This is a genomic window from Microbacterium sp. NPDC055910 (assembly GCF_042271185.1).
In the GTDB taxonomy this organism is placed as follows: domain Bacteria; phylum Actinomycetota; class Actinomycetes; order Actinomycetales; family Microbacteriaceae; genus Microbacterium.
Window position 1 is genome coordinate 16,939 of record NZ_JBHJZS010000002.1, and the last position, 12,856, is coordinate 29,794.

The window sequence follows — 12,856 nt, forward strand, 5'->3', positions numbered from 1 at the left end:
CGATGACGAACCAGAAGACTCTGATCACGGCGGCGATCACGGGCGGCGAGATCGACAAAGCGGACGTTCCGCACCTTCCGGCAACGCCCACTGAGATCGCGCGCGCGGCCGAGGAATGCGAGGCTGTCGGCGCGGCGATGATCCACATCCACGTACGCGATGAGTCGGGCGCACCGACGCTCGATCTCGCGCGCATCACGGAGACGGTCGCGGCGGTGCGAGAAGCGTCATCACTCGTCGTGCAGCTTTCGACCGGCGGCAGCATCACCGACCCCTTCGAGGAGCGACTGGGTGTGCTCGAAGCGCGCCCTGAATCGTGCTCGATCACGCTCGGGACGGTGAACTTCGGCGACGGCGTCTTCTCGAACCCCTGGGGATTCATCGTCGAGCTGTTCCAGGAGGCGAAGCGTCAGGAGGTCGTCCCCGAATTCGAGATCTTCGAACTCGGCCATATCGCCACCCTGCGCCGGCTGATCGACGCTGAGGGCCTGCCCTTCGGAGGCAAGGTGCATTGCGACCTCGTCCTGGGAGTGCCCGGTGCAGCTCCCGGCTTGCCGCGGATCGTGCAGACCGCGGTGGACATGTTCCCGGAGGAGGTCACGAGCTGGAGCGCGACGGGCATCGGGCGCTCCACCCTCCCCGTCGCACTGGCATCCTTGGCACTCGGCGGCAATCTCCGTGTCGGCATGGAGGACACGCTGACTTTCGCGCGCCACCGACCGGTCCGGGACAACGCTGAGCTGGTAGAGCGGGCGCGCGATCTCGCAGTGCTCGCTCAGCGGCCGCCGCTCACTCCGGACGAGGCACGGTCGCTCCTCGCTGTACGAACGGCCAGGTGAGTCGAAGACTCTCGCCGTGCGAGCGAGGACGCGAGTCCCACCCGCTTGCGACGCAAGGGCCGCCCACCGGGCGGCCCTCCCGTCGTTCCCGGGGAACTACGCGAACGTCAACTGGCCCCGCACGATCGAGTCGCCCGAGTGCGCGGGATCCCCGTCGAGGGGCTCGAACGAGATGTCGACGAGGTCGTAGTCGGCCAGGTCGATCCCGCTCGGGATGTCGAAGCGACCAGTCTCGCCGGTCAGCACGCCGAGGCTCACGAGTGCCTGACCGTCGTTGCGGATCAGCCACACTTCGCGATACGAATCCGGCTCGTCGGCTCGATCGAGGCTCACGGTGAGGAACCGTGCACCGTCACGATCCCGCTCGACCGCGGCCGACCCGACCGAATCCGGGTGGTCCGGGAAGGGGTCGAGGGCGGCGGTCGCGATCGATGTCGGTGCCATACGCACGTTGACCACACCCCAGGTGCCGGCTCCCACCACGGCGATTCCCGCGAGGGATGCCGCCAGGACCCAGGCGGTCCGCCAGCCGGCTCTTCGCGGTCGACGCGGCGGGGAAGCCGCGGCATCCGGCTGGGCAGGAGCGATATCGCTGAGCGGGGGAGTCGCGGTCGGCGCGGGTCGTTCCAGCAGAAGCTCGTCGGCGATTCTCGCCCACACCCGCTCGGGCGGAGCCTCGAGGTCGCCGTCGTCGATCGTGGAGCGCGCGATCGCCGTGACTCGGATCATCTCCGACACTTCCCCCGCACACGCGGGGCAGGAGGCGAGGTGTTCGGTCTGCTCGTGGTCCTCGAGCGGTTCGCCCAGCGCGATGAGCGCGAGCTGTTCAGGATCAAGATGCGACATGGTTCACCTCCAGACGATCGCGCAGGCGATTCAGGCTGCGTCGGATATGGCTCTTCACGGTACCGAGTGGCATCGCCAGTCTTCGGGATATCTGGTCGTGCGTGAGGTCGTCGAAGAATGCCAGACGCATGACCTGCTGTGCGTCGGGTTCGAGATGCTGGAGTTCATCGGCCACGAGGATCTGCTCGGACAGGTCATCATGATCCTGCACGAGGTCATCCGGCCGCGTGAATCGCTCCATCTCCTGTTGGAGTGCCCGCACCTTCGAGCGGGACTCGAGAGTGTCCGCGATCCTCCGACGGGCGATGGCGACGAGCCAGGTCGACAGCTTCGCCTTGCGCGGATCGTAGGACGCGCGTGATGTCCAGGCCGAGACGAATGTGCGCTGCGTGATGTCCTCGGCGTCGCCGCGATCCCCGACCGACCGCAACGCGAGCGTGAAGACGACGGGGGACCACCGACGATACAGCTCTGCCAGTGCGCGCTCATCTCCCGCGACGAAGCGGGTGTTGAGGGCCTCTTCGGCATCCGGATGCGTGTTCACGATCTCCTCGTCGGCGCTCACGGGTCATACCTCCCGGGCGACCGCGACGACATTCTCGCGGTAGCGGCCCGTGGCACTGTCGTAGGCACCGCCGCACGTGATGATCACCACGGCGGGATCACCGTCTCTGCGGAAGAGTTCGGCGGTGGGAAGCCCTGTCTTGTCGTAGTTGACGACGGATTCGACGACGTAGCTGCGTGTCGTTCCGTCGGGTGCGACGAGGTCGACCTGTTCTCCGACGCCGGCGTCACGAAGACGGGCGAGCGGACCGATCGGATAGTCGGGGGCGTCGACATGGGCTGCCAGGACGATGTTCCCCGCGTTGCTGGCGGCGTGGGGGCCGTAGCGGTACCAGCCGGCGACAGCGGGATCCACCGGGAGCTCCATCTGGCCGTTCCCTTCGATCCCCACCGGAACGATCGGCATGTCGACTCCGAGTCCGGCCATGACCAGCCGTTCAGGCTGCACGTGGGGCGTGGGAGCCTGCAGCGCCCCGGATCGAACCGGAACGCTGACGGCGGGGGTGGGAGCGGGCGACGACGTGACCGCACGGTCGTCGCTCGGGGGACGCGACCGGGTCGCGTCGCCCGCCCCCACGGGGGTGCATGCGACGAGGCATGCCGCGGCGGTCACAGCGAGGAGTCCGCGAGCGAACACCGCGCCGATCGGTCGCGACATGCCCCTGCTCATCAGCGGCCCGCCTGCTGACGCGTGCGCATGGTGACGACGGCTCCGGCAGCGATCACGATCGCGCCGATCGCCGCGATCCAGCCGACGCTCGCCGCGGTGTCACGAGCGGCGAGGTAGCCGGCCGAACCCGACGGCACGCCGTCCGGGGTGGAGTGCAGACCCGAGATCGTCTGCGAGGCCAGTGCGAGGTTGCCGTCTTCGGCGCTGCCCCAGGCGTAGACGATCGTGAGGACGCCTTCCTGGATCTGCACGTCGGCCGGGCCGATGACGGGGTCCGTCGTGCCGGTGAGCGCGACGGCTGCGGGCACGGTCCCGGCGGCGAGGTTGAGCGTGGCCTCATCGGGGTTCGAGAGGTCTTCGATGACGGGGCTGCCGCCCGCGAGGACGTCCACGGCCGGCGCCGCGGCGACGTGGCGGACCGTGAGGCGACCTTCGCCGGCTGCGGTGGTGGCGGTGTCGTTCGTGAAGAGGTTCAGCCCCGGGTCACCGGCCTCGGTGAGGTGGGCGACGGCGGTGTAGTTGCCTCCCGCTGCGAGCGTGATCGTCGCGGGACCGAGCACCGGTGAGCTGGCGTCTGCGGCATCCGGCGCGGTGAGGGCGACCTCGTAGTCTCCGGCAGGAAGGTCGAGCGGCCCGGCGAGATCACCCGGCTGGAAGTCATCGAGCGTGAGCTCACCGTTCACATAGACGTCCACCGGCGTCGCGGGAATGCCGTGCAGCACCGAGAGCTGGGCGGAATCGGCGGTGGATGCCGTGGCGGGGCTTGCGAGGCCGAGGGCCGCGATGATGCCGACGGTGACGCCGGCAGCTGCTGTCTTTCGCACTGTCTTCCTCCTTATGAGAAGGCGGTGATTTCCGCCTATGAAAGTGCTTTCTCCTCGAACAGCAGTTTTGGATGCACCTGAATGGAACTTTCTGGAAGAATTTTCACGGCGTCCCCTCTCGCGCGCCTCGACGCGGCGTCGTGTCCGCCTCGGCGGCTGCCGTGATGTGGTTGGCCATGCCCCGGAAGATCACGCCATGGAAGGGCAGGACAGCCAGCCAGTACACCCGGCCGGCCAGGCCGCGGGGAAAGAAGATGGCGCGCTGCCGATAGCGGGACCCGTCGTCTTCCGCGCTCGCCCGCATCTCGAGCCACGCTTCGCCGGGCACCCTCATCTCGGCCCGCAGGCGCAACAGCGAACCGTGCTCGACGGCTTCGACCCGCCAGAAATCCAGCGCGTCGCCGACCTGCAGACGAGACTGGCTGCGTCGACCCCGTGCGAGTCCGACGCCGCCGACGAGCTTGTCGAGCCATCCCCGCAAAGCCCACAGCACCGGGCTCGAATACCAGCCGTTCGCGCCGCCGATTCCCGAGATGACCCGCCACAGGGAGTCGACCGGGGCGCTGGAGGTCGCCGACCGCTCATCGAGGTAGGCCGTGCGCCCCGCCCATTCGGGGTCACTCGGCAGCAGGTCTCCGGGCGCTGTCAGGACTCCCGCATCCTGCCAACTCGTCTCCACACCGTCCTCACCCAGCCGCCGCAGCGCCAGGCGCACGGCCTGACGATACGGCGTCAAGCCGCCCTCGGGCGGGGGGATGACCGCGTCGATGCGGTGGTCCGCCATGACGCAGTCGTTCTGCAGGGACTCCACGAGTGGCCGCGCCAGCGCCCGCGGAATAGGTGTGACGAGGTTCACCCAGTGCGAGGCCAGACGTGGAGTGAGCACCGGCAGCGCGGCGATCGCACGCTGCGGCAGGCCCGCTTCGACCGCGTAGCCGTTCATCATCTGGCCGTAGCGCAGGACGTCGGGGCCGCCGGTGTCGAACGGGCCGCTCACGGGGGTCGGAAGCCGGGCGGCGCTCAGCAGATAGTGCAGCACGTCGCGGACGGCGATCGGCTGGATTCGGTTGCGCACCCAACGCGGAGCGGGCATGTACGGCAGCACGTCGGTGAGGTGGCGCACCATCTCGAACGACGCGGAGCCGGAGCCGATCACGGTTCCCGCCTGTAGAACGAGCGTCGGCACCCCACTGGCCCGCAGGATCTCGCCCACCTCGACCCGCGAGCGAAGGTGCGGCGAGAGGTCTGCCGCCGGATGCAGGCCGCCCAGGTACACCAACTGTCCGACCCCCTCTTCGGCGGCCGCGGTGGCGACCGTTCGCGCGATGACCCGGTCGGTTTCCTCGAAGTCACGGCCGGCTCCGAGCGAATGCACGAGGTGGAACGCGACGTCGGCTCCTCGCATCGCGCGCGAGACGGCCGGGCGGTCTTGCGCGGCCCCCTCGATGACCTCGACGTCGGCGCCCCATGGGAAGGCGAGGGCGCGCTCCCGAGAGCGCGCGAGGACGCGCACGCGGTACCCGGCGTTGAGGAGGCGGGGCACGAGTCGACCGCCGATGTAGCCGGTGGCTCCCAGCACGAGGACGAGCGGGGGCGGAGTGCGGCCGTCAGGCGCGCGAAGGTGACGTTCTCGGCCGGAGGGTGACGAAAGATCCATGGTGATCCATTGGTTGATTGCTAGCCAGGCTAGCTATCTCGCCCCCGAATCACCACCCGCACGCGCGGTCGCTACATCGCGGCAGCGATATAGGAGTATTTGACGAAGACCTCGTGAGCGATGCCCGCCTCCTCGAGGACGCCCTGCACCGCTGTGAGCATGTACTTCGAATCCCACCCCATGTACAGGTGGGTGTCGTCGTCGAGCTGGTCCCACTGTCCGTTCCACGAACGGGTCGGATAGAGGGGGCCGCCGCGGCGGGCGCTGAAGGCGATGACGCTCTCGCGGGAGTCGGCCCACAGCCGCTTGAAGACGCGGTTGAACAGATACTTCACGTCGTGCACTTCCCAGTGCTCTCCGCGGTACTCGGTGTAGTCGAACTCGCGCTCCCAGCCGCGCGGCCAGCCGCGTCTGCGGACGGCGTCGAGGATCGGCGTGAGACCGTCGTCGTCGATGAGCACCGAGGCGGGCCGCGCCCAGATCTCGAGGAACAGGGCGCCGAGCCGCGCGGTGCGCGCCGTAATCGCAGCGGTGTCCCAGGATGCCTCGTGGGCGAGGGCGCGAGTGTCGTCGATGCCGCTCGCGCGATAGAGCTCGCGCTTGGCCGGGAAGTCGCGATCCAGTGCGCGCTCCGCGAGCGGCTCCTCGAGCAGTGCGAGGTTGCCGAGGGTCTGCGCGAGGGCGCGGTGACTGTTCTGCTCGTCTTCGGAGTACTCCGCCCATGTGCGGGCGCCGTCGCCCGTCCACGCGTCCGAGGGGGACAGCGGGAAGAGATGCTCGACGTCGAGTGCGTGCGCAGACGAGATGCCGGCGATTCTGCCGAGGACATAGTGGGCGTGAGGAAGATCGCCGTACTTCAGCGCGACGCGCACCCGCTCGTCCGAGGGCGTGATGCGAGCGATGGCGTGCACGAGCGCCTGCGCACTCTCGTCGCGCGCACGGCAGAGCCGCGCGACGAGGCGTTCGTTCGGGAGGCCCACGATCGTGCGACGCAGCAGGAGCGCCTGCATGTGCTCGAGGGTTGCCAGCAGGTCGGAGCGTTCAGCCTGTCCCGTACTCGCTTCGCGGTAGGCGCGCAGGATCAGGGGATAGGCGATGCGGCCGAAGGTGTTGATGTAGGTCAGGTGGCGCGAGACCTCGGGGTCTTCCTCGAGCGAGGGGTCGAGGAACGTCCGATAGATCTCGGAGTGCGCCCGCCACTGCTCGGCATGCGTGCGCAGGGTCGCGACGTCGATGCGCGGGAACTCCTCGCGAAACGCGCTGTAGACGCCGTGCTCACCGGCGACGGCGACCTCACGACCCGTGAGCATGATGAGGTAGTGGCGCCAGAAGGCGCCGATCGCCGAGCCGGTGTTCTGCTCGATCGGCACCCAGTAGTCCTGCTCGATCTCGGTCTGCTCGTCGTGCGTCAACCCCATCAGCACGTAGTTGTGGATGAGCTCGTGGTCTCGCAGCGGCTCACCCGTCGAATTGAGGCTCGCGAAGATCTGCTGGGCGTTCGCGCCGGCCCCGAGAGTGATCGCGACGTGCTCGAGTCGCTGCAGACCGCGCCAGATGCTCGGCGCTTCACCCGGACTGATCTGGCTGCGGAAGAAGGCGTAGTTGTCGTCGAAGCGCGAGTCGCGCTCGCCGATGTCGGTCGAGCGACGGTCCAGGACGACGTCTTGGAAGACACCGGCCCACGCGCGGTGCGGGCGCAGCTTCGTGCGGGTCGGATCGTCGGCGCGCACGAGCACCGCCTGGAGTTCGGCGGCGAGATCCGGGTCGCTCTCGGCGATCGTGTGGTGCAGCGCCGCGACGAGCAGCATGAGCGTCGTGACGCGCTGCTGGCCGTCGATCAGCACGAGGTCGGCGGTATCGCCGGCGGAATCGGCGTCGACCGACGAGAGGATCGATCCGATGAAATGCATCGTGCGCGACTCGGAGTCGGCGACGGCCCGGATGTCGGCGAGCAGCTGCTCGCACCCGCCGATATCCCAGCGGTACTGCCGCTGATAGACGGGGACGACGATCGTGGTGTCCGGTGCCGAGAGCCACGCGATGGTGTTGACCGCGGTCGCATCGATGTTCGTGGCTGTGGCCATCACGTCGCTTCGTCTCCTGCTCGTCGGCTGTGCAGCATCCGCGGAAGAATCGTCGCGGCCCCGCCGCCGTCGAGTTTAGCCCGGCGCCGCCAGTGCGACTCGGAGGACCCCACCCTCCCGCTTGTCCTCCGGGAATCACGCAGACCGCGGAGGTAGGCTTGCCTAAGTTGGGCCTGTTAAAACGTGCTGGCCCCCTACGAAAGGCTGATCCACCTCATGGGTTACATCACCTCCGCCGCTCTCGAAGAGACCGGCTATGTCGTCCTCGACAGCTACAACCAAGAGCTCGACCCCAAGGAATGGCTCGACATCGAGTACAACGATTGGAAGTCCTCGGGCGACACGCGCTTCGCGCCGCTCGCGAGCGCGTTCGGAGAGATCGAATGCAACGGCTTCTGGAACCACAAGCCGCCGCGCACCGACAAGGACGGCGTCTGGATCGACTCGCAGGTGGCCAAGGCGCCCAACCTCGCCCGTCGCGCGCAGGAGCCCGGTGCCAACGTCGGTCGCTGCCGCGTCATCGAACTGCAGCCGACCCCGTACGGGGAGTGCCTCTACAACCTGCACCAGGACGACAACAACCGTCTCAACCCCGACGGCACGGGCTGGGTCGTCCGCGGGTTCTTCAACCTGACCGACGACGCGACCAGCTACTTCGTCCTGCGTGAGAACCGCACCGACCCCGAGGGCGAGGTGCGCATCGCGCTGCCGGCCGGCGCGCAGCTGATCGTGGACACGCAGCGCCTGTGGCACGCGGCCACGCACAACGGCGACGAGCCGCGATACTGCCTCATCACCTCGTGGACCTCGGGGCCCGAACTCGACGCCTACATCGAGAAGTACAACGGCGTGAACCGCGTCGACAACGTCGAGGTCCCGCAGGACGTGCTCGAGGCCGGCTACGCCGAGCAGGCGCGAAAGGATGCCGCGCGCGCGGCCTACTACGCCGCGAAGGGCCAAGCCATGCGCAATGTCATGAGCGAGGCCTGAGTTCTCGTCTCTGCAATGCCCCCGACCGCCTTCTGGTCGGGGGCATCGCTCATGACACGCCGGAATGACACGGTTGTCATTCATGCCGCGTTCGGGTGATAATGACCACAGCACAACAGAACAAGCCACGATGAACCGAGTCAGGTCGTAGGGGAAGACGCACCTGACGAAACGGAGAACATCATGGCGACACCGCAGGCGCGTGGAGTGGTTCTCATCCACTCTGCGCCACGAGCGTTGTGCCCCCACCTCGAGTGGGCAGTCGGTCGCGCCCTCGGGCGCGCCGTCAACTTCGAATGGAGCGACCAGCCCGTTCTCGAGGGCAGTCGTCGGGCCGAGTTCTACTGGGACGGCACGGCCGGCACGGGGGCTGCGCTGGCGACCGCGATCCGCGGGTGGGAGCACCTGCGTTTCGAGGTGACCGAAGACCCCACTCCGCGCAGCGACGGAGGCCGGTGGATGCACACCCCCGGCCTCGGCATCCATTACGCGCAGACCGACTCCGCCGGCAACGTCGTGATCGGCGAGGATCGCATCCGGTACGCGATGGAGCTCGCCATCGGCGACGCGCAGGAGCTGCAGCGAGAACTTCAGATCGCGCTGGGCTCGGCGTGGGACGACGAACTGGAACCCTTCCGGCACGCCAGCGACGACGCACCGGTCGTGTGGCTGCACAAGGTGGGGTGAGATGTGGGCGGCGGCGAGGCGCGACTACCGGAAGCCGGTGACGTGACCCGGTGCTGAGAAGGCGAATCACCGCCGCCCGATATGAGAAACGCCCCCGTGATCCATCGATCGCGGGGGCGTTCTCGCGCGCTCAGGCCGAAGCGAAGGCGACGACCGCGTTGTGACCGCCGAAGCCGAAGGAGTTGCTGATCGCCAGCTGGTCGCCGTCGCCCAGGGGCGTCGGCGTCCCGGACAGCCGGAACGGCACCTCGGGATCCTGTTCGGTCAGGTTGATCGTGGGGGGAGCGGTGCGGTCGCGCAGCGCCAGCACCGTGAAGATCGCCTCGAGAGCTCCCGTTCCGCCGAGCAGGTGACCCGTCGAGGCCTTCGTCGCCGAGACCGGGATCTCATCGACACGGTCGCCGAAGACGCTGCGCAGCGCCTGGTACTCGTTCGGGTCGCCCACGGGGGTCGACGTCGCGTGCGCGTTGACGTGCGTCACATCGTCGGGGGCGGCATCCGCCATCTCCAGTGCCATCCGCACGGCGCGTGCCGCACCCGCGCCCTCGGGGTCGTTCGCCGTGATGTGGTACGAGTCTGCTGTCACGCCGCCCCCGACGACGGCGCCGTAGATCTTGGCGCCACGAGCCTTGGCATGCTCTTCGGTCTCGAGGATGAGCACGCCGGCGCCTTCGCCCATGACGAACCCGTCACGGTCGATGCTGCCGGGCCGGGATGCCGTGCCGGGCGAGTCGTTGCGCCGCGAGAGGGCCTGCATCGACGCGAACGAGGCGATCGTGATCGGGTGGATGGCGGACTCGGTGCCGCCGGCGATCACGACGTCGGCCAGCCCTGCGCGCAGATGCTCGACGGCGTTGACGATCGATTCCGTGCTCGACGCGCACGCGCTGGCCACCGTGCGCGCGTAGGCGCGTGCACCGAAGTGGAGCGAGAGGTTCCCCGCGGCCGCGTTGGGCATGAGCATCGGCACCGTCATCGGCATGACCCGGCGCGGTCCCTTCTCACGAAGCGTGTCCCAAGCGTCCAGCAGCGTCCAGACGCCGCCGATGCCCGTCGCGAAGTCGACACCGAGACGCTCCGGGTCGACTTCGGGACTGCCGGCGTCAGCCCACGCCTCGAGTGCGGCGACGAGCGCGAACTGCGACGACGGGTCGAGCCGCTTGGCAATCGGACGCTCGAGGACTGTGTCGGGGCGCACGAGCGCCTCGGCCGCGAAGGTGACCGGCAGCTGGTACTGCTCGACCCACTCGTGCTCGAGGGAGCGGGCTCCCGAGACGCCGGAGAGCAAGGCGGACCAGCTTTCGGGTGCCGTGCCGCCGAGGGGCGACGACGCTCCGATGCCGGTGACGACGATGCGTGACATGGTCATAGAGGGATGTTCCTCGCAAATTGATCCGGTGGGGGCCGAGGCCCCCACCGGTGATCGTGCTACGCCTGGTTCGACGTAATGAAGGTGACGGCGTCGCCGACGGTCTTGAGGTTCTTGACCTCGTCGTCGGGGATCGTGACGCCGAACCTCTCTTCCGCGTTGACGACGATCGTCATCATGGAGATCGAGTCGATGTCGAGGTCATCGGTGAACGACTTCTCGAGGGCGACCTCATCGGCCGAGATTCCCGTCTCGTCCGTGATGAGCTCAGCGAGCCCGGCGAGGACCTCGTCGTTGGTGAGTGCCATGGTTTCTCCTGTTGTTTCGGGATTCGCGGACCGGCCGGCCCGGATTCAGTTTAGAGCGGGGGCCGCTCGCGTCACGGAAGCACGACGACCTGCGCGCCGAACACGAGGCCGGCGCCGAAGCCGATCTGCAGAGCGAGTCCGCCGCTGAGTTCGGGATGCTCCTCGAGCAGACGATGCGTCGCGAGAGGAATGGACGCGGCCGACGTGTTTCCGGTCGTCTCGATGTCGCGACCGACGACGACGCTCTCGGGCAGCTTCAGCTGCTTGGCGAACTCGTCGATGATGCGCATGTTGGCTTGGTGGGGAACGAAAGCGGCGAGATCGGATGCCTCGATCCCGGCGGCCTCGAGTGCTTGGCGGGCGACCTTGACCATCTCCCACACCGCCCACCGGAACACGGTCGGCCCCTCTTGACGGAGCGTGGGCCACGGCACTTCGCCGTCGCGGAACTGCGTCAGCGTGGCGTTCATGGTGACGGCATCCGCTTTCGAGCCATCCGATCCCCACACCGTGGGACCGATGCCGGGCGTGTCGCTGGGTCCGATCACGACGGCGCCGGCGCCGTCGCCCAGGAGGAACGAGATGCTCCGGTCCGTCGGGTCGACGACGTCGCTCAGCTTCTCGACGCCGACGACGACGGCGTAGTTCGCGAGGCCGCCGCGGATCAGCGCATCGCCCTGCCCGACGCCGTAGGCGAAGCCCGCGCACGCGGCGTTCAGGTCGTAGGCCGCCGCGGGGTTGGCTCCGATGCGATCGGCGACGATCGCCGACACGGACGGCGTCTGCCGGGGGTTCGAGATCGTCGCGACGAGCACGGCGTCGATCTGGGCCGGGTCGATGCCCGAGCGCTCGACCGCCTCACGCGCGGCATCCGTCGCCATCTCGATGGCAGTCGTCTCCTTGACGGCGCGCGTGCGTGTCACGATGCCCGTGCGCTGGCGGATCCATTCGTCGCTCGAATCGATCGGGCCGATGAGGTCCTCGTTCGGCACGGAGATCTCACCGCGTGCGGCGCCGTACGCGTAGATGCGCGTGTGGGCCGGTCCGGTCTGCTGGACGATCGTGCGGGTCATGCGTTGCCTCCTGAGAGCAGGGCGACGGCGGCGTCGAGGTCACCGGGGGTCTTGAGCGCTACCGTCGGCGTACCGCGCAGTGCGCGCTTGGCGAGCCCGACGAGGGTGCCGGCGGGAGCGAGTTCGATGATGCCGGCAGCGCCCGCGTCGCCGAAGGCCTGCATGCAGAGGTCCCAGCGCACGGGAGAGGCGACCTGGTCGACGAGCAGGCGAGTGAAGTCCGATCCCGCCGCGACCGCGGATCCGTCGTGGTTGGTCCACACGGTGCGGGCGGGATCCGTCGCGTCGACGCCCTCGATCGCAGAGCGCAACGCCTCGACGGCCGGTGCCATGTAGCGGGTGTGGAATGCGCCGGCGACCTGAAGTGGAATGACGCGCGTGCCGGCGGGCGGCTCGGCAGCGAGGGCGGCGAGAGCGTCGAGCGCACCGGCCGCCACGATCTGGCCGCCGCCGTTGTAGTTGGCGGGGGTCAGGTCGAGTTCGTCGAGGCGGGCGACGACGGTCGCCTGGTCGCCTCCGATCACGGCGCTCATCCCGGTCTGCTCGAGCGCGGCGGCCTCAGCCATGGCGCGGCCTCTGATGCCGACGAGGCGCAGGGCGTCTTCTTCCGAGAGGATGCCGGCGGCGGCGGCGGCCGCGAATTCACCGACGGAGTGCCCCGCGAAGCCGTGGATGCCGTCCGTCGCGCCGAGCGCGGACCAGGACAGCAGGCTCGCCGCGACGATGAGCGGCTGCGCGACGCGCGTGTCACGGATGCGATCGGCGTCCCACTCCGTCCCGGCGGCGATGAGGTCGACCTCGGCCCATTCGGAATACGCGGCCAGACGGGCGGCGACGCCGTCGAGCTCGAGCCATGGAGCCAGGAAACCGGGGGACTGAGAGCCTTGACCGGGGAAGACCGCAATGATCACTTACTCATCCTGCCAATCATCGTTGAGGCGGATC

General features: G+C 68.5%; 13 protein-coding genes. 3 read left to right on the forward strand and 10 right to left on the reverse strand.

Going from position 1 to position 12,856, the window contains the following annotated elements:
• Nucleotides 1-2 precede the first annotated feature (2 nt).
• Complete coding sequence (locus tag ACFC3F_RS01480) at nucleotides 3-839, forward strand: 3-keto-5-aminohexanoate cleavage protein (RefSeq protein WP_376125671.1); 837 nt, start codon at nucleotides 3-5, stop codon at nucleotides 837-839.
• Between the two features lie 96 nt (nucleotides 840-935).
• Here the strand turns inward: ACFC3F_RS01480 and ACFC3F_RS01485 are convergent, their stop codons facing one another.
• The 6 genes from ACFC3F_RS01485 to ACFC3F_RS01510 all read right to left on the reverse strand — a co-directional run bounded on the left by ACFC3F_RS01485 (nucleotide 936) and on the right by ACFC3F_RS01510 (nucleotide 7,484).
• The gene (locus ACFC3F_RS01485; protein ID WP_376125673.1) at nucleotides 936-1,685 is read right to left on the reverse strand and encodes an anti-sigma factor; all 750 of its coding nucleotides are present in this window, start codon (nucleotides 1,683-1,685) and stop codon (nucleotides 936-938) included.
• Entirely contained in the window at nucleotides 1,672-2,250 is a 579-nt protein-coding gene (locus tag ACFC3F_RS01490) for an RNA polymerase sigma factor (protein ID WP_376125676.1), read from the reverse strand. The genes ACFC3F_RS01485 and ACFC3F_RS01490 overlap by 14 nt, the downstream gene beginning before the upstream one ends.
• 3 nt (nucleotides 2,251-2,253) lie before the next feature.
• Nucleotides 2,254-2,907 carry a class F sortase gene (locus ACFC3F_RS01495; protein WP_376125679.1) on the reverse strand — a complete coding sequence of 218 codons (654 nt, stop codon included), beginning with the start codon at nucleotides 2,905-2,907 and terminating at the stop codon, nucleotides 2,254-2,256.
• 11 nt (nucleotides 2,908-2,918) lie between these two features.
• Nucleotides 2,919-3,743: a DUF4397 domain-containing protein gene (locus tag ACFC3F_RS01500; protein ID WP_376125681.1), complete on the reverse strand. Its 825-nt coding sequence runs from the start codon at nucleotides 3,741-3,743 to the stop codon at nucleotides 2,919-2,921.
• A 103-nt stretch (nucleotides 3,744-3,846) separates the two neighbouring features.
• Nucleotides 3,847-5,400 (reverse strand): SDR family oxidoreductase, encoded by a 1,554-nt coding sequence (locus ACFC3F_RS01505; RefSeq protein ID WP_376125683.1) that lies wholly within the window; start codon nucleotides 5,398-5,400, stop codon nucleotides 3,847-3,849.
• Between the two features lie 71 nt (nucleotides 5,401-5,471).
• A complete protein-coding gene (locus ACFC3F_RS01510) occupies nucleotides 5,472-7,484 on the reverse strand; it encodes a DUF262 domain-containing protein (RefSeq protein WP_376125686.1) in 2,013 nt (670 codons plus the stop codon).
• Between the two features lie 216 nt (nucleotides 7,485-7,700).
• Here ACFC3F_RS01510 and ACFC3F_RS01515 point away from each other — a divergent pair, with 216 nt between their 5' ends.
• The gene (locus ACFC3F_RS01515) at nucleotides 7,701-8,474 is read left to right on the forward strand and encodes a hypothetical protein (RefSeq protein ID WP_376125688.1); all 774 of its coding nucleotides are present in this window, start codon (nucleotides 7,701-7,703) and stop codon (nucleotides 8,472-8,474) included.
• A gap of 183 nt (nucleotides 8,475-8,657) precedes the next feature.
• Entirely contained in the window at nucleotides 8,658-9,161 is a 504-nt protein-coding gene (locus ACFC3F_RS01520; RefSeq protein ID WP_376125691.1) for a DUF3145 domain-containing protein, read from the forward strand.
• A 130-nt stretch (nucleotides 9,162-9,291) separates the two neighbouring features.
• Here ACFC3F_RS01520 and ACFC3F_RS01525 read toward each other — a convergent pair whose 3' ends face one another.
• The 4 genes from ACFC3F_RS01525 to ACFC3F_RS01540 form a co-directional block, all read right to left on the reverse strand.
• Nucleotides 9,292-10,530 (reverse strand): beta-ketoacyl-[acyl-carrier-protein] synthase family protein, encoded by a 1,239-nt coding sequence (locus ACFC3F_RS01525; protein ID WP_376125693.1) that lies wholly within the window; start codon nucleotides 10,528-10,530, stop codon nucleotides 9,292-9,294.
• Between the two features lie 59 nt (nucleotides 10,531-10,589).
• Nucleotides 10,590-10,838 (reverse strand): acyl carrier protein, encoded by a 249-nt coding sequence (locus ACFC3F_RS01530; RefSeq protein ID WP_376125695.1) that lies wholly within the window; start codon nucleotides 10,836-10,838, stop codon nucleotides 10,590-10,592.
• A 71-nt stretch (nucleotides 10,839-10,909) separates the two neighbouring features.
• Nucleotides 10,910-11,911 (reverse strand): beta-ketoacyl-ACP synthase III, encoded by a 1,002-nt coding sequence (locus ACFC3F_RS01535; RefSeq protein WP_376125698.1) that lies wholly within the window; start codon nucleotides 11,909-11,911, stop codon nucleotides 10,910-10,912.
• The gene (locus ACFC3F_RS01540; RefSeq protein ID WP_376125700.1) at nucleotides 11,908-12,822 is read right to left on the reverse strand and encodes an ACP S-malonyltransferase; all 915 of its coding nucleotides are present in this window, start codon (nucleotides 12,820-12,822) and stop codon (nucleotides 11,908-11,910) included. Before ACFC3F_RS01540 ends, ACFC3F_RS01535 begins: the two co-directional genes overlap by 4 nt.
• Nucleotides 12,823-12,856 lie beyond the last annotated feature (34 nt).

What these genes read in the sequence shown, in the direction of transcription:
- ACFC3F_RS01480 (WP_376125671.1), top strand. Translation starts at nt 3, where the DNA reads ATGACGAACCAGAAGACTCTGATCACGGCGGCGATCACGGGCGGCGAG.
- ACFC3F_RS01485 (WP_376125673.1), bottom strand. Translation starts at nt 1,685, where the DNA reads ATGTCGCATCTTGATCCTGAACAGCTCGCGCTCATCGCGCTGGGCGAA.
- ACFC3F_RS01495 (WP_376125679.1), bottom strand. Translation starts at nt 2,907, where the DNA reads ATGTCGCGACCGATCGGCGCGGTGTTCGCTCGCGGACTCCTCGCTGTG.
- ACFC3F_RS01505 (WP_376125683.1), bottom strand. Translation starts at nt 5,400, where the DNA reads ATGGATCTTTCGTCACCCTCCGGCCGAGAACGTCACCTTCGCGCGCCT.
- ACFC3F_RS01510 (WP_376125686.1), bottom strand. Translation starts at nt 7,484, where the DNA reads ATGGCCACAGCCACGAACATCGATGCGACCGCGGTCAACACCATCGCG.
- ACFC3F_RS01515 (WP_376125688.1), top strand. Translation starts at nt 7,701, where the DNA reads ATGGGTTACATCACCTCCGCCGCTCTCGAAGAGACCGGCTATGTCGTC.
- ACFC3F_RS01520 (WP_376125691.1), top strand. Translation starts at nt 8,658, where the DNA reads ATGGCGACACCGCAGGCGCGTGGAGTGGTTCTCATCCACTCTGCGCCA.
- ACFC3F_RS01525 (WP_376125693.1), bottom strand. Translation starts at nt 10,530, where the DNA reads ATGACCATGTCACGCATCGTCGTCACCGGCATCGGAGCGTCGTCGCCC.
- ACFC3F_RS01530 (WP_376125695.1), bottom strand. Translation starts at nt 10,838, where the DNA reads ATGGCACTCACCAACGACGAGGTCCTCGCCGGGCTCGCTGAGCTCATC.
- ACFC3F_RS01535 (WP_376125698.1), bottom strand. Translation starts at nt 11,911, where the DNA reads ATGACCCGCACGATCGTCCAGCAGACCGGACCGGCCCACACGCGCATC.